Origin of the sequence: Arthrobacter sp. MYb214 (genome assembly GCF_002979865.1) — a bacterium.
GTDB lineage: Bacteria > Actinomycetota > Actinomycetes > Actinomycetales > Micrococcaceae > Glutamicibacter.
This window is the reverse complement of record NZ_PCPZ01000001.1, coordinates 683,865-699,159: the sequence shown is the minus strand read 5'-3', so window position 1 is coordinate 699,159 and position 15,295 is coordinate 683,865. Positions and strand designations below refer to the sequence as shown.

13 protein-coding genes are annotated in these 15,295 nt (G+C 60.3%); 12 read left to right on the top strand and 1 reads right to left on the bottom strand.

The annotated features are described in order from the left end of the window. The first annotated feature begins 34 nt into the window (after positions 1 to 34). The 7 genes from tig to CQ012_RS03175 all read left to right on the top strand — a co-directional run bounded on the left by tig (position 35) and on the right by CQ012_RS03175 (position 7,200). Positions 35 to 1,366 carry a trigger factor gene (gene tig / locus CQ012_RS03205; RefSeq protein ID WP_105658461.1) on the top strand — a complete coding sequence of 444 codons (1,332 nt, stop codon included), beginning with the start codon at positions 35 to 37 and terminating at the stop codon, positions 1,364 to 1,366. A 223-nt stretch (positions 1,367 to 1,589) separates the two neighbouring features. Continuing rightward, positions 1,590 to 2,213, top strand: a complete 624-nt coding sequence (locus tag CQ012_RS03200; RefSeq protein ID WP_286134321.1) for an ATP-dependent Clp protease proteolytic subunit — start codon at positions 1,590 to 1,592, stop codon at positions 2,211 to 2,213. Positions 2,214 to 2,260: 47 nt separating this feature from the next. Continuing rightward, complete coding sequence (locus CQ012_RS03195) at positions 2,261 to 2,920, top strand: ATP-dependent Clp protease proteolytic subunit (protein ID WP_105658463.1); 660 nt, start codon at positions 2,261 to 2,263, stop codon at positions 2,918 to 2,920. A gap of 167 nt (positions 2,921 to 3,087) precedes the next feature. Continuing rightward, entirely contained in the window at positions 3,088 to 4,380 is a 1,293-nt protein-coding gene (clpX, locus tag CQ012_RS03190) for an ATP-dependent Clp protease ATP-binding subunit ClpX (RefSeq protein ID WP_105658464.1), read from the top strand. A 40-nt stretch (positions 4,381 to 4,420) separates the two neighbouring features. Next, on the top strand, positions 4,421 to 5,029 hold the full coding sequence (locus tag CQ012_RS03185; protein WP_105658465.1) for a mycothiol-dependent nitroreductase Rv2466c family protein: 609 nt from the start codon (positions 4,421 to 4,423) through the stop codon (positions 5,027 to 5,029). 898 nt (positions 5,030 to 5,927) lie between these two features. Continuing rightward, positions 5,928 to 6,935 carry a trypsin-like serine peptidase gene (locus tag CQ012_RS03180; RefSeq protein WP_105658466.1) on the top strand — a complete coding sequence of 336 codons (1,008 nt, stop codon included), beginning with the start codon at positions 5,928 to 5,930 and terminating at the stop codon, positions 6,933 to 6,935. Between the two features lie 70 nt (positions 6,936 to 7,005). After that, entirely contained in the window at positions 7,006 to 7,200 is a 195-nt protein-coding gene (locus tag CQ012_RS03175; RefSeq protein WP_146112904.1) for a hypothetical protein, read from the top strand. A 56-nt stretch (positions 7,201 to 7,256) separates the two neighbouring features. Here CQ012_RS03175 and valS read toward each other — a convergent pair whose 3' ends face one another. Further along, positions 7,257 to 9,878 (bottom strand): valine--tRNA ligase, encoded by a 2,622-nt coding sequence (gene valS, locus CQ012_RS03170; RefSeq protein ID WP_105661443.1) that lies wholly within the window; start codon positions 9,876 to 9,878, stop codon positions 7,257 to 7,259. 459 nt (positions 9,879 to 10,337) lie between these two features. Between valS and CQ012_RS03165 the strand changes: the two genes are divergently transcribed. The 5 genes from CQ012_RS03165 (at position 10,338) to cysD (ending at position 15,294) form a co-directional block, all read left to right on the top strand. Beyond that, entirely contained in the window at positions 10,338 to 11,102 is a 765-nt protein-coding gene (locus CQ012_RS03165; RefSeq protein WP_105658468.1) for an SDR family oxidoreductase, read from the top strand. 30 nt (positions 11,103 to 11,132) lie between these two features. Further along, positions 11,133 to 11,873 carry a sirohydrochlorin chelatase gene (locus CQ012_RS03160; RefSeq protein WP_105658469.1) on the top strand — a complete coding sequence of 247 codons (741 nt, stop codon included), beginning with the start codon at positions 11,133 to 11,135 and terminating at the stop codon, positions 11,871 to 11,873. Positions 11,874 to 11,940: 67 nt separating this feature from the next. Continuing rightward, positions 11,941 to 13,641: a nitrite/sulfite reductase gene (locus CQ012_RS03155; protein ID WP_105661442.1), complete on the top strand. Its 1,701-nt coding sequence runs from the start codon at positions 11,941 to 11,943 to the stop codon at positions 13,639 to 13,641. Then, positions 13,638 to 14,360, top strand: a complete 723-nt coding sequence (locus CQ012_RS03150; protein WP_105661441.1) for a phosphoadenylyl-sulfate reductase — start codon at positions 13,638 to 13,640, stop codon at positions 14,358 to 14,360. Before CQ012_RS03155 ends, CQ012_RS03150 begins: the two co-directional genes overlap by 4 nt. Positions 14,361 to 14,370: 10 nt before the next feature. Further along, positions 14,371 to 15,294 carry a sulfate adenylyltransferase subunit CysD gene (gene cysD / locus CQ012_RS03145; protein WP_105661440.1) on the top strand — a complete coding sequence of 308 codons (924 nt, stop codon included), beginning with the start codon at positions 14,371 to 14,373 and terminating at the stop codon, positions 15,292 to 15,294. Position 15,295: the final 1 nt, after the last annotated feature.

Here is a 15,295-nt window from a genome sequence, read left to right as displayed (position 1 = left end):
GACCTAATATTAGACAACTCAGGAGTACAACGCTGTGAAGAGCGCCGTCGAAAACGTCAACCCGACCCGGGTTAAGCTGACCGTTGAAGTTCCTTACGAGGAACTGAAGCCCCGCGTCGATGAGGCGTACAAGACCATCGCTCAGCAGATTCAGATCCCAGGCTTCCGCAAGGGCAAAGTTCCTGCAAAGATGATCGACCAGCGCGTCGGTCGCGGCCATGTCATCGAGACTGCCGTCAACGAAGGTCTGAACGAGTACTACCAGAAGGCAATGGTTGAGAACGAACTCACCCCGCTGTCCCGCCCAGAGGTAGACATCACCGAATTGCCATCCCTCGAAAAGGAAGGCGAAGGCCAGCTGGTCTTCACCCTCGAGGTAGACGTACGTCCGAAGGTTGAACTTCCGGACTACAAGGGCATCGAAGTTTCTGTTGAGGCCAAGGAAGTTGCTGACGAGGACATCGAGAAGGCTCTCGACGATCTGCGCGGCCGCTTCGGCACCCTGAAGGAAGTTGAAGCTCCAGCAGCTGCAGACTCCTTCGTGACCATCGACCTGACCGCTGCTGTAGAAGGCGAAGAAGTCGACTCCGCACAGGGCCTGTCCTACCAGATCGGTTCCGGCAACATGCTTGAGGGCATGGACGAGGCTGTTACCGGCCTGTCTGCCGGCGAAGACGCAACCTTCGAGACCACCCTGGCTGGCGGCGAGCACGCCGGCAAGACCGCAACCGTCAAGGTTGTCGTCAACGCTGTGAAGCAGCGCGAACTGCCAGAAGCTAACGATGACTTCGCTCAGCTGGCTTCGGAATTCGACACCATCGCCGAGCTGCGCGAGAACCTGTCGAAGGACGCTGCAGAGGGCAAGGTTGTCGAGCAGGGCGTAGAGGCTCGCGAGCTGGTTCTGGACAAGCTGGTTGAACTGGTTGAGGTTCCTGTTCCTGCATCGGTTATCGATGAGCAGATCGAGCAGCACTTCAACGCACCAGACGCTGAAGCAGACCACGACACCGAAGAGCACCGCGCAGAGGTTCGCGAGAACACCGAGCGTGCTTTCAAGAACGAGATCATCCTCGACGCTGTTGCAGATGCTGAAGAAGTTGGCGTCGAGCAGTCCGAGCTGATCGACTACATCGTTCAGACCGCAGGCCAGTACGGCATGGAGCCAAACCAGTTTGCACAGATGCTGGACGGCGCAGGCCAGGTTCCAATGCTCATGGGCGAAGTTCGCCGCCGCAAGGCACTTGCAAAGGTTCTCGAGTTCGCTAAGGTTACCGATTCCAACGGTGCCGCAGTTGACCTGACCTCCTTCGTCAAGCCAGCCGGTGAAGAAGAAGCTGCTGAGGTTGAGGCCGAAGAGGCCAAGTAGTCTTCACTAAACTCTGATGGCCATCGGCCGCTTGTTCAAAACAAGCCGCCGATGGCCATTTTTGTTCGCTGCGGGCGTGCATCATGCGCCGTGAGCGAAACAGGGGCATGAAACGGCCCAAGAATGGCTTGAAGTAAGTAATCTCAAAGTAACCAGTTGTAGCTATGGGATTAGAAACAGAGATTCCAGAAACTGATCTACACGTTTGGAAGAGGTAGAGAACATGTCAAATGATTCGCGCACTCCCACTATGGCAGCCGCAGAGCCGGCCGGCCGTGATGACTACATCTACAACCGCCTGCTCAAGGAGCGCATCATCTGGCTGGGCTCCGACGTCCGCGACGACAATGCGAATGCCATTTGCTCGCAGTTGCTGCTGCTCTCGGCAGAGGATCCTGAGAAGGACATCTACCTGTACATCAACTCGCCAGGTGGATCGATCACCGCTGGCATGGCCATCTACGACACCATGAACTTCATCCCGAATGACGTCGTGACCGTAGCAACCGGTCTGGCCGCATCGATGGGCCAGTTCCTGCTGTCCTCGGGCACCCCGGGCAAGCGTTTCGCTACGCCGAACGCCCGCATCCTGATGCACCAGCCATCGGGCGGCATCGGCGGTACCGCCTCGGATATCAAGATCCAGGCTGAACTGATCATGCACATGAAGAAGGTCATGAGCGAGTTGACTGCAGAACAGACCGGTCAGACCGTGGAGCAGATCCTCATCGACAACCAGCGTGATAAGTGGTTCACCGCAGAAGATGGCTTGAAGTACGGCTTCTTCGATCAGATCGCAACCCACGCAGGCTCGGTCAACGGTTTCGTAGGCGACGACAACAAATAGTCGCACCGCATCGCTTGATACCCAAAGATTTGTCCTAGGAGAAAACCATGAACTTCAATCCGGAAGCCGTTAGCGGTCAGATGCCGTCGGCCCGCTACATCCTGCCACAGTTCGAAGAGCGCACCCCATACGGCTTCAAGCGCCAGGACCCATACGCAAAGCTATTCGAAGATCGCATCATCTTCCTCGGCGCCCAGGTTGATGACGCATCGGCCGATGACGTGATGGCCCAGCTGCTGGTCCTGGAATCCATGGACCCTGAGCGCGACGTTACCCTGTACATCAATTCGCCAGGTGGTTCCTTCACCGCGATGACTGCAATCTACGACACGATTCAGTTCATCCGCCCAGAGGTCCAGACCGTGTGCCTTGGCCAGGCGGCGTCCGCAGCAGCAGTACTGCTCGCAGCTGGTACCCCGGGCAAGCGTTTGGCCCTGCCTAACGCGCGCGTATTGATCCACCAGCCAGCAATGGGTGGCGGCGAACGCGGCACCGCGACTGACCTGCAGATCCAGGCCGAGGAAGTTATGCGCATGCGCAGCTGGCTGGAAGAGACCATTGCCTCCCACTCCGGCCAGGACGTTGAGAAGGTGCGCGGCGACGTGGAGCGTGACTTGTTCATGACTGCTAGCGAAGCCAAGGTGTACGGCATCGTAGACGAGGTATTGACTCCTCGTAAGCTGAACCGTGCTCAGCTGGGAAGCTAGCGCATACTTGGAATAATCCATGATGAATGGCGGTTTACCTAGTTGCTGGTCTGTCCAAAGGCAGACGGCACAACACAGGTAAACCGCCATATTCATCTAATTTGGGGGACTACTAGCCTAGAATTGAGTAAGTCCACAGCTACTCAAGTAAACGGGAGAATGGTGCGATGGGACGCATGGGTGAAGGCTCGGATCTGTTGAAATGCTCTTTCTGCGGGAAGAGCCAGAAGCAGGTTAAGAAGCTAATTGCAGGCCATGGTGTCTACATTTGTACTGAATGCATCGAACTCTGCAACGAAATCATCGCTGAAGAGTTCGCCGAAGAGCAGGTGCACGAAGAGTTCTCCTTGGCTAAGCCACGCGAGATCTTCAACTCGTTGCAGGAATACGTCATCGGCCAGGAGAACGCCAAGCGTGCTCTCTCGGTCGCTGTCTATAACCACTACAAGCGTATCCACGGCAACCAGGACCACGGTCCTGTTGCGGCGCTGACTAACGATGACCCGCTGGATGATGTGGAAGTCTCGAAGTCCAACATCATGCTTATTGGTCCTACCGGATGCGGTAAGACGTACCTGGCGCAGTCGCTGGCGAAGAAGCTGAATGTTCCTTTCGCTGTCGCCGACGCTACAAGCCTGACTGAAGCAGGCTACGTGGGTGAAGATGTGGAAAATATTCTTCTCAAGCTGCTTCAAGCTGCCGACTATGACGTCAAGAAGGCCGAGACCGGCATCATCTATATTGACGAGATCGACAAGATTTCCCGCAAGAGCGAGAACCCTTCGATCACCCGGGACGTTTCCGGTGAAGGCGTCCAGCAGGCGCTTCTGAAGATCCTTGAAGGCACTGTCGCTGCGGTGCCGCCCCAGGGTGGCCGCAAGCACCCTCACCAGGATTTCATTCAGCTCGACACCACCAATATCCTGTTCATCGTTGCCGGCGCCTTTGCCGGACTGGAAGAAATTATTTCTTCGCGGGCAGGGCAGAAAGGCATCGGTTTCGGTGCTCCGCTGAAAGCGCTGAAGTCGGAGACCGCTTCCTACTCGGATGTTCGGCCGGAAGACTTGCTCAAGTTCGGCCTGATTCCAGAATTCATTGGTCGCCTGCCGGTGATCACCACGGTGGAGCATCTGGATAAGGACGCGCTAGTGCGCGTACTGACCGAACCAAAGAACGCACTTCTCAAGCAGTACCAGAAGATGTTCCAGATGGATGGCGTAGCTTTGAGCTTCGACCAGTCGGCACTGGAAGCAATCGCAGAACAGGCTATTGCGCGTGAGACCGGCGCGCGTGGTTTGCGGTCGATTCTTGAGGAAACCCTTGGCGGCGTAATGTTCGACCTTCCAAGCCGCGACGATGTTGCCGAGGTGGTCATTACTCGGGCAACCGTCATTGACCGTGAAGATCCCACGTTGCTCTCTCACGCGATGGTGGCCAAGCGCGATATGAAGTCCGCCTAGCCGTATTCAAAAATTCTCTTCGGAAGAAAGTTGGTAGTTCATGGCTGAACGTCAGCAAGTAGATTTTTGGTTCGATCCAATCTGCCCGTTCGCTTGGGCGACGAGCCGCTGGATCAAGGAAGTGGAGAAGGTCCGCGACATCGACGTGAACTGGAACGTCATGAGCCTCTCGATGCTTAACGAAGGCCGCGACCTTCCAGCTGACTACCGCGCCAAGATGGACATCTCATGGGGGCCGGTGCGGGTGGTCACGCGTGCTGCCCAGGAACACGGCGAGGGAGTCAAGGACAGCTTGTACACCGCCATGGGTGAACTATTCCATTACGAGAAGATCGAAGATCGTGATGAAGTCATCGCCAAGGCGCTGAAGAAGGCGGGATTGCCGGCGGAACTCGCTGAAGCTGCGAATACCGATGCCAACGATGACGTGCTGCGCTCGAGCCACGAGGCAGGCATCAACTTGGTGGGGCAGGATGTAGGCACGCCAATCGTCGCCGTTGATGGCGTTGCTTTCTTCGGTCCGGTCATTACCCGTATTCCAACTGGGGAAGATGCAGGAAAGATGTTTGACGCTGCGGCGCAGCTCGCATCCTTCCCGTACTTCTTCGAAATGAAGCGCACTCGTACCGAAAGCCCGGTTTTCGACTAAGCGGGAATTTTCTGTTCCAAGGACGTTGTCTCATTGCGAGGCAGCGTCCTTGGTTTTTAATCAGTGAAGGCGCTTGGCATGGAGGGCCGGGTGTTCGCCCTCCGATGCCACTAATCCACGGGACGATTGGCTATCCGCCGACGGAGGAAGGTGCGCCATCAAGGCGCCGATCCGCATGGGCCGGACCAGTATTCTGTGCATCCGCCATTCGTTGCACCGGTGCTTCACCTTCTCGTCGGATCGCGGAGCACGCGGTTCATATTGGCCAGGGACGGTTCCGCAGTCCAATTGGTGCGTCGTTCGAACCTCCGTTTCTTAGGCTCGGATGATGACTCATCAATCCAGGGCAACGGCGCGCGGCGGGCGGACAGTTCAAGCTGCCTTTGCAGAGTGCGCAGGCGTCATCGGATTGCAAGGCAAGTCGTGGAGGTAGGCCGTCGGCATCGGCAACCGGCTCTATTGGGTGTCGAATAAGTCCAATTTTAAAGCCTAATTAATGCATATTTTTTCCTACAGGGCAGACATCGCGGAGCCGGGAAAGTATCTGTTACCGAAGCTTCTATTTCATATATTCAGACACGCTTCTCCGGTCTCGCGCGGCAAGGCCGGACTCTGGGCGTGTGATTCGGCTCACTGGTATTCAGGGGCTGGTTTGAAATCACCAGAAATGCACGGGCTCATTCGAAGGGGAGTCGTGGCGCCGGGGAATCGATTGAAAGTATCTGTTTCAAAACTATTTCGCTTCACAACTTGGTGGCCGTTGCAGGTCGGTGACGCGGCGGGCGGAGGAAAATATTCCTGTAGAAAATGCTTGAAGTGTGTGTTTGACTGTTTCCCACGAGTGCAACAGCACCCCCATCGATAGTGGCAAAGAAGCCACTGGACAAGGAGTTAAATCGTGCAGATTCGTTCTCTAATTACGGATTCATCCAAGGGCAAGGGGCGCCACAAGCTGGCAAGCGCCGCGGTTCTTGCAGGCGCGCTGATGCTCGGCGTGGCACCGATGGCCTCGGCAGCGCCGACGACCACTGGTGGCGACGTCGAGTCAATCACGATCTCGGAACAGAAGGCTGACGCAGCGGTATCCTACTGGACCGCGGATCGGATGAAAGCCGCAAAGAACGCAGATTCACTCGTAGCTGGCAAGTCGGGTTCGGCTGCCAAGGTTGAAGCCGGCAAGCCGGCCAAGGTCGCCGGTCATGGCGCGCAGGCGGCAGCCGGAAAGCAGGCCCAAACGAAGGGTGGCAAGACTCGCGCTACCCAGGAAACACCGGTTTCGCACATCGGCAAGGTGTTCTTCACTCTCGGCGGATCAGACTACGTGTGCTCTGGCAACGCTGTCGTCTCCGCCAACGAGTCGACGGTCTCCACCGCTGGCCACTGCCTGAATGAAGGACCCGGTTCATTCGCAACCCGTTGGGTCTTCGTTCCAGCCTATGAAAACGGCAAAGCACCCTACGGTTCCTTCGCAGCGACCGAGCTGGTGGCACCAACTGAATGGTCAAATGGCGGGGACATCACCTATGACACAGGCTTCGCCGTGGTCAGCTCCAGCGGTGGTGCGTCCTTGACTGATGCTGTTGGCGCTTCGGGGGTCGCCTTCAACCAGGCGCGCGGAGAGTACTACACTGCTTACGGCTACCCAGCTGCTTCGCCATTCAACGGCGAGACCTTGCAATCGTGCAGCGGATACTCCAGCGACGATCCGTTTGGCCAGTCCCAGTCCCAAGGCATTCCATGCAACATGACCGGCGGCTCGTCCGGTGGCCCATGGTTCCTGGGGAGTGGATCTAACGGCTACCAGAACTCTGTGAACAGCTTCGGCTACAGCTCGGTGCGCGACACCATGTTCGGACCGTACTGGGGCTCGGTGATCCAGCAGGCATACCAGAGCGCGCAGAACTAAGCACTAATAACCCAGCAGCTGGACATCGATGGGGATCCAGCTGCTGGCTGCAAGTAGATGGGAAGAGAAGATGACCGACGGAAATTCGCCAGCTGCCGGGTCAGAAGACTCGGTCCAGAAGCATCGTCTTGAGTCCAGCGCGGAAGACCAACTGGAACACTTCACCGGCGAACGTCGACGCGCGGCTCGGCCCATGGAGAAAACCGTCCAGTCTCCACCCGAGACGGATGACCCTGATGCGGGGGAGGAGCAAGGGCAGAAATAGCAAAACCGGTTGCCATCCCGATGACGGGATGGCAACCGGTTTTTCTGGTTCAACTGCTATTCGGTTTCTTCAGCCGGAGCCAATTCAACGTTGGTGACAGTCATTTCACCGTCGGCTTCAACCAGGGTCAGCTCACGGGCGTTCGCCGCGGACTTCAAGTCCTCGAATCCTGCCTTGAGCTGCGCAACCTGAGACGCTGGAGCGTGGATCTCGCCCGAGAGCACTTCGGTACGCTGCTTGACCTTCGCATCGGACTTGGCCTTGCGGATGCCCGAGAGAGCGACGCCAACCAGTGGCAGTACCGCCGGGTCGGAGCCCTCCACTGCAGCGGACAAGTGCCCGGTGCTTGGCCACTGGGTCAGGTGCACCGACCCGGTGCGCCACCAACCCCAAACCTCTTCGGTAGCGAATGGCAGGAATGGCGCGAACAGCCGCAGCACGGAATCAAGGGTGGTGGCCAGGGTAGCCAGAACCGACGCCTGCTCGGCTTCGCCGTGGCCGCCGTAGGCGCGGTCCTTGACCAATTCGACGTAGTCGTCGGTGAACGACCAGAAGAACGACTCGGTGATATCCAGCGCGCGAGCATAGTCGTAGTTGTCGAAAGCGCGCTGGGCGTCTTCGATAACGGTCGACAGGCGAGCGAGCAGCGAACGATCCAGCCCGTTGGTGACTACCGAAGCGTCATCGGTCAAGACGTTGGCGTCGGTCGCGCCCAAGTTCAGCACGAACTTCGAGGCGTTGAGGATCTTGATGGCCAGGCGGCGGCCGATCTTCATCTGGTTGATTTCATACGCGGTATCGGCACCCAGCTTGGCACTGGCCGCCCAGTAGCGTACGGCGTCCGCGCCGAACTTATCCAGGACTTCGTTAGGTACAACCACGTTGCCCTTGGACTTGGACATCTTCTTGCGGTCCGGATCCAGGATCCAGCCCGAAATCGCAGCGTGCTTCCACGGAGCGTTGCCGTGCAGGGAATCTGCGCGAACCGCGGTGGAGAACAGCCAAGTACGGATGATGTCGTGGCCCTGCGGGCGCAGGTCGAAGGGGTAGACCTTCGAGAAGAACTCGTCGTCACGGCCCCAACGGCCAGCGATTTGCGGGGTCAGCGAGCTGGTTGCCCAGGTGTCCAGGACATCGGCATCGCCAATGAAGCCGTTAGCGGAGCCGCGCTGGTCCTCGGTGTAGCCGGTCGGCGCGTCTGCTGCCGGGTCAACCGGAAGCTGGTCGATGGTCGGCAACAGCGGCGCATCGTAGTTCGGTTCGCCGTGCTCGTTGACCTGGTACCACACTGGCACTGGTACGCCGAAGAAGCGCTGGCGGGAAACGAGCCAGTCGCCGTTCAGGCCCGAAACCCAGTTTTCGTAGCGCGAGCGCATGAACGACGGGTGGAAATCAATTTCCTGGCCGCGTGCGATCATCTGGTTGCGGCGTTCTTCATCACGGCCGCCGTTGCGGATGTACCACTGGCGCGAGGTCACGATTTCCAGCGGCTTGTCGCCCTTTTCGAAGAAGTTCACCGGACGGGAAATCTTCTTCGGCTCGCCATCAAGCAGGCCCGCGTCGGAAAGCATCTCGACGACGGTTTCCTTGGCGGAGAACACGGTCTTTGCCGAAATCTGGGCGTACGCTTCCTTGCCGGCCTCGGTGGTGATCCACTCGGGGGTGTCTGCAAGGATGCGGCCGTCGCGTCCAATGATCGGACGGGTTGGCAGCTGCAGTTCGCGCCACCAGGTCACGTCGGTCAAGTCGCCAAACGTGCACACCATGGCAATGCCAGAACCCTTGTCGGCCTGGGCCAATGGGTGCGGGTGGACGGTGACGGGAACTCCGAAGATCGGCGAGGTCACGGTCTTGCCGAACAAGTGCTGGTAGCGCTCGTCATCCGGGTGGGCCACTAGCGCGGCGCAAGCAGCGAGCAGTTCCGGGCGGGTGGTCTCGATGAAGACCTGCTCGCCGTTTTCAGCGTCGAATGCATAACGGTAGTAGGCGCCGGGCATTTCCCGGTCTTCGAGTTCGGCCTGGGCCACTGCGGTACGGAAGGTCACGTCCCACAGGGTTGGAGCTTCAGCCATGTAGGCGTCGCCCTTTGCCAGGTTGTCCAGGAAGGCGCGCTGCGAAGTTGCACGCGAATTGTCGTCGATCGTGCGGTAGGTCATGCGCCAGTCCACCGAAAGGCCCAGGGTGGTGAACAGCTGCTCGAAGACCTTTTCGTCTTCGACCGCCAGCTCTTCACAGATCTCGATGAAGTTCTTGCGGCTGATGACATCCCAGTCGCGCTGGTTCTTCGCAGGCTTTTCCGGTGGACGGTAGCCCTCGATGTACGGCTTGGTCGGGTCGCAACGGACGCCGAAGTAGTTCTGCACGCGGCGCTCGGTAGGCAAGCCGTTGTCATCCCAACCAAGTGGGTAGAACACGTTCTTGCCGATCATGCGCTGGTAGCGAGCCAACACGTCGGTCTGCGTGTACGAGAACATGTGTCCTACGTGCAGCGAACCCGAAGCGGTTGGCGGGGGAGTGTCGATGGAGTACACGGCTTCGCGAGTCGTGTCCTCATTGAAGTGATAGGTGCCCTCGGTGCGCCACCGGGACGAAAGACGTTCTTCCAAGCCTTCCAAAGCGGGCTTGTCAGGAACGGAAACCGTTGCGGGCGTGTCTGTGCCCAAGTTTTCTGCTGCCATACGTCTATTCTTCCATGTTTTGCCCGGCGCACAGTCATTGTTGCCCATGGCTTGCACCACGCCGCTGTCCAGCCGGGACCAGCTGGATCAAAAGCCTGTGCCGGACCGGCGGCCCTTGGCTCAGCCGTCCTGCCGCGAACGCCGAATCGCCTTGTCGCCCGCACCAGCGGCACGGTGCACCCGGGCATAGCAGCGCCGTCTGGCGTTGGCGCATTCCTGCATGGCTCCGCTTACGCAAGATATTCCCTCCGATTGCATTCCTCCGGCAGCCGCGCCAGCTGCACGTTACCGCCGCGCAGTAGGCGCAGGCGGGACAGCATCGGCCATGGCCCTGGCGGCACCGCCGACGCTCGCCGCCCTGGATTCCAGGCCCTGGCCCGGAAGAAAATCTTGCCGCATGAAATGTAAGAGAAATTCATGCCTTACCAACTGGTAATGATCTGGTTCTACAGTTGACGTATGACAATTACAGATAAGACTTCTTCCCGTTCGGCCGTTGTTACCGGAGCTTCCAGCGGAATTGGCCAGGCAACAGTCCGTGCGTTGCGCGCACAAGGATGGACCGTCTTCGCAGTAGCCCGCCGGGCAGACCGCTTGGAAAAGCTCGCCGCTGAATGCGGTGCGATCGCGGTGCCAGCAGATGTCAGCGTGCAGGCAGATGTCGACGCACTGGTAGAAACGGTCACCGCGCATGGCGGCGCAGATACGCTGGTCAATTGCGCCGGCGGTGCGCGTGGAACCGAAACCTGGGCCGACGCGGTCGATGACAACTGGGACTTCATGTGGCAAGCCAATGTCATGGGAACCATGCGCTTGACCCGTGCACTGCTGCCCCAGCTTCGCGAGGCGCGAGGCACCGTCTTGAACGTTACCTCCACCGCCGCACTGGCCAGCTACGAAGGCGGCAGCGGCTACAACGCGGCAAAGGCCGCTGAACGAGCCATGACCCAGGCGCTTCGTCTTGAAGAAGTCGAGAACGGGCTGCGGGTAATCGAGATCCTGCCCGGCCTGGTGCAGACAGAAGAGTTCGCGCTCCGTCGTCTGGGAAGCCAGAGCGCCGCCGACAACGTCTACGCCGGTGTGGAGAATCCCTTGACCGGTGAAGACGTTGCCGAAGTCATCCGCTATGCGGTCAGCGCCCCGGCCCACGTGAATCTGGATGAAATTGTCATCCGCCCGCAGGCGCAGGCCGCCAACCACAAGCTAGTGCGCAGCGCCAAATAGGCGCCCAACAACATCGGTGAGGATCAATTCATGAGTCAAGCGACCCAGCAGAAGATACATGTTGTCGCAACATCCCACGGCACGGACAACGCCAACGGGCAGCAACTAATCCATGATCTGCGTGCCGACCTGGAACGGCGGAGCGAAGAGCGATTCCCGGTGCAGCTTGTCTGGCACGAAGCCTATGTGGATGTCCAAGAGCCCCGGCTTGAAACGGTTATCGCCGGTTTGCCTGAAGGCGAGCCGGCAGTGGTCTTGCCGCTGCTGGTCTCCGACGGCGTTCATACGACGCACGACATTGCGCAGGCGGTCGCCTCGCGCGCGGGAACCTCCGCCGCCCTGCCATTGGGTCCGCTGCCGGAGCTGGCCCAAGTCCTGGCGCAACGCGCCGCAGGGCACCTGGCCAACGACCCGCTCGTTGTCTTGGCGGCGGCGGGCACGAGATTGGAAGTCGGCCAAAACCAGGTCAAGAATCTCGCCGAGCAGCTCGCTGTCCTATTGGAGCGCGAAGTGCAGGTGGGCTACTGCGCAGGGGCCCAGCCGCGGATCGCTGACGTCGTGGGAAATGCTGCCGCGCGTCCAGTGCTCGTGCTCAGCTCGCTGCTCGCCGACGGATTCTTCCAGCAGAAGCTGGCTAGCACGGGGGCAGGCGTGGTGACAAGCCCCCTGCTTCCTGACGTAATGATTGCTCAATGTTTCCTTGTGCGACTGCAAAAGGCGCTCGAAGAGGAGCTTTTCATGTCTCCAGATGACGAAGTCCTAACTCGTTAGGCAACGCGTAGCCATGTGACACCGGCAGGTTGCCGACCTCCTGGGGGCAGTTCCTACGCTGGTGGACATGACGCAGACAACCACACCAGTTCGCTCCACAAGAGCGGCAAAACCCAACGGCCAATGGAAAATCGACGGCCCTGCCCCGTTGAATGCCAACGAAGAGATGAAGGCCGCCGACAACGGCCTGAACGTGCGCCAGCGCATTGAGGAAATCTACTCGAAGCAGGGCTTCGATTCCATTGAACCCGAGGATCTGCACGGCCGCTTCCGCTGGTGGGGCCTCTACACCCAGCGTGCCCAGGGGATCCCCGGCGGCAAGACGGCGACGCTGAGCCCAGAAGAACTTGAAGACCGCTACTTCATGCTGCGCGTGCGCATCGACGGCGGCGCCCTGACCACCGAGCAGCTGCGCGTCATCGGCCAGATCTCCACCGACTTCGCCCGCGACACCGCCGACCTGACAGATCGCCAGAACGTCCAGCTGCACTGGATCGACGTCGTCGATGTCCCGGAGATCTGGCAGCGGCTGGAAGCCGTCGGCCTGCACACCACCGAGGCCTGCGGCGACGTGCCCCGTGTCATCCTCGGCTCTCCGGTGGCAGGCATCAGCAAGGACGAGATCATCGATCCCAGCCCGGTGATCGCCGAAATTTCCCGCCGCTACATCGGCAAGCCGGAATTCGCGAACCTCCCGCGCAAATTCAAGACCGCCATCACCGGCCACCCAAGCCAGGATGTCGTCCACGAAATCAACGACATCGCCTTGATCGGCACCGTCCACCCGCAGCTCGGCCCCGGATACGACCTGTGGGTTGGCGGCGGGCTGTCGGCAAACCCCCGCCTGGGCGAACGCCTCGGCGCCTTCGTGACCGAAGAGCAGGCACCGGATGTCTGGGAGGGCGTAGTTTCCATCTTCCGTGACTACGGGTACCGCCGCTTGCGCAACCGCGCACGCCTGAAGTTCCTGCTGGCCGAATGGGGCACGGAAAAAATGCGCCAGGTGCTGCAAGATGAGTACCTGGGCTACGAGCTGCCCGACGGCCCGTTGCCGGAGCAGCCCACCGAAGCAGGAGACCACAGCGGGGTCAACGAGCAGAAGGACGGCAAGTTCTATATCGGGTTGACCGCTCCGGCTGGCCGCGTATCCGGTACCGCGCTGACCGGCCTTGCCGATTTGGCCGAAGCCCATGGATCCACCCGGCTGCGCACCACCCCGCACCAGAAGATCATCGCCCTGGACATCGCCGAAGAGCAGGTGCAGGACTTCGTCGCTTCGGCCCGCGCCCTGGGCCTGGAGGCATTCCCCAGCTTGTTCAAGCGTTCGGCCATTGCCTGCACCGGTATCGAATTCTGCAAGCTGGCCATTGTGGACACCAAAGACACCATGATTGACGCGGTAGCAAAAATCGAGGATCGCCTGGCCGACCACGAGGGCAAGCTGCCTCGCCAGCTGTCTCTGCACGTCAATGGCTGCCCGAACTCCTGCGCCCGCATCCAAACAGCGGACCTCGGATTCAAGGGCCAGCTGATTACCAACGACCAGGGAGAACAGGTCTCCGGATTCCAGGTTCACCTCGGTGGCACCCTGGCCGGTTTCGAAAATGGCGAAGCCGCCCTGGGGCGCACGGTGCGCGGGCTCAAGGTCGCGGCTGATGAATTGCCCGAATACGTGGAGCGGGTAGTGAAGAACTACTCGGCCTCGGCTGCCGAAGGGGAATCCTTCGCTGCCTGGGCCCACCGAGCTGAAGAGGATGAGCTGAAATGAGCAAGCCGACCCCAGTACGTACCCGCAGCGAGGCTGAACTGCGGCGCATCGCCAAGCTGGGCGCCGCCGAGCTGGGCGGGGATGCCACAGCGGACCAGGTCGTCGCTTTCGCAGCTGAGCACCTCGACGCCGACGAGGTAGCGGTGGCCTGCTCGATGGCCGATGCCGTGCTGCCGCACCTGGTCTGCGCGCAGCTGCCCAAGGTCGATGTGCTGTTCCTGGAAACCGGTTACCACTTTGCCGAAACCCACGGAACCCGCGACGAAGTGGCTCGCACGCTGGACGTGAACATCGTCGACGTGCTGCCTGCCTTGACCGTGGCCGAACAGGATGCGAAGTTCGGCAAGGACCTGTTCTCCCGGGATCCGGCCGCCTGCTGCCAGCTGCGCAAGATGGACCCGCTGGCCAGATCCCTGTCCGGATATAGCGCGTGGTTCACCGGGGTACGCCGTGACGAAGCTGAGACCCGCATCAACACGCCCCTGGTCGCTTTCGACGAGAAGCACGGACTGGTCAAATTCAATCCCGTGGCGCCCTGGAGCTTCGATCAGCTGATCGACTACGCCACCGGGCACCAAGTACCCGTGAACCTGCTGCTGTCCAACGGCTACCCGTCCATCGGATGCCAGCCTTGCACCCGGCCGGTAGCCGAGGGCGAGGACCCGCGGGCTGGCCGCTGGGCCGGGCTGAATAAAACCGAATGCGGAATCCACGTCTAAGGAGCGAATCATGACCATCACCGCTAACGCGCCCGCAGGCACCCAGCGCAGCGTCCTGGACGCCCTGGAAGCCGAAACAATCCACATCATCCGCGAAGTGCTCGCCGAATTCGACAAGCCCGGACTGCTGTTCTCCGGCGGCAAGGACTCCGTAGTCGTCCTGCACCTGCTGGCCAAGGCCGTCTCCCCGGGCCGCGTGCCCATCCCCGTCGTGCACATCGATACCGGCCACAACTTCGCCGAGGTGCTCAACTTCCGCGACGCGGTCGTGGAAAAGTACGGGCTGAACCTCGTCGTCGGCTCCGTGCAGGAGTACATCGACCGCGGAGAGCTGGCCGAGCTGCCCGACGGCACCCGCAACCGCCTGCAGACCCGGGTCCTGCTGGACACCATCGAATCCAACGGCTTCGACGTGGTCTTCGGCGGGGCGCGCCGCGATGAGGACAAGGCCCGCGCCAAGGAGCGCATCCTGTCCCTGCGCGACGAGTTCGGCGTCTGGGATCCGCGCAACCAGCGCCCGGAAATCTGGAGCCTGTACAACGGGCGGCACGAGCCGGATTGGCATGTGCGCGCCTTCCCGATCTCCAACTGGACCGAACGCGATATCTGGGCCTACATCCAGCGCGAGAACATCGAGCTGCCGCCGATCTACTTCGCGCACTGCCGCCAGGTCTTCGAACGCGACGGCATGTGGCGGGCACTGACCAGCGTCAGTCAGCCCAACGCCGATGAGCCGGTCGTCGTCAAGCAGGTGCGCTACCGCACCGTGGGCGACGCCAGCTGCACCGGTGCGGTGCTCTCCGCCGCCGACACCGTGGCGAAGGTGCTCGATGAATTGGCCGTCGCCACCATCACCGAACGCGGAGCCACCCGCGCCGACGACCGTATTTCCGCCGCGGGAATGGAAGACCGCAAGACCGAAGGGTACTTCTAAG

Excerpts from the sequence above, each read along its gene's own strand:
- CQ012_RS03155 (WP_105661442.1), top strand. The coding sequence starts at position 11,941 with ATGACGCAGACAACCACACCAGTTCGCTCCACAAGAGCGGCAAAACCC.
- valS (WP_105661443.1), bottom strand. The coding sequence starts at position 9,878 with ATGGCAGCAGAAAACTTGGGCACAGACACGCCCGCAACGGTTTCCGTT.
- CQ012_RS03160 (WP_105658469.1), top strand. The coding sequence starts at position 11,133 with ATGAGTCAAGCGACCCAGCAGAAGATACATGTTGTCGCAACATCCCAC.
- CQ012_RS03150 (WP_105661441.1), top strand. The coding sequence starts at position 13,638 with ATGAGCAAGCCGACCCCAGTACGTACCCGCAGCGAGGCTGAACTGCGG.
- CQ012_RS03200 (WP_286134321.1), top strand. The coding sequence starts at position 1,590 with ATGTCAAATGATTCGCGCACTCCCACTATGGCAGCCGCAGAGCCGGCC.
- CQ012_RS03165 (WP_105658468.1), top strand. The coding sequence starts at position 10,338 with ATGACAATTACAGATAAGACTTCTTCCCGTTCGGCCGTTGTTACCGGA.
- cysD (WP_105661440.1), top strand. The coding sequence starts at position 14,371 with ATGACCATCACCGCTAACGCGCCCGCAGGCACCCAGCGCAGCGTCCTG.
- CQ012_RS03195 (WP_105658463.1), top strand. The coding sequence starts at position 2,261 with ATGAACTTCAATCCGGAAGCCGTTAGCGGTCAGATGCCGTCGGCCCGC.
- CQ012_RS03185 (WP_105658465.1), top strand. The coding sequence starts at position 4,421 with ATGGCTGAACGTCAGCAAGTAGATTTTTGGTTCGATCCAATCTGCCCG.
- clpX (WP_105658464.1), top strand. The coding sequence starts at position 3,088 with ATGGGACGCATGGGTGAAGGCTCGGATCTGTTGAAATGCTCTTTCTGC.
- CQ012_RS03175 (WP_146112904.1), top strand. The coding sequence starts at position 7,006 with ATGACCGACGGAAATTCGCCAGCTGCCGGGTCAGAAGACTCGGTCCAG.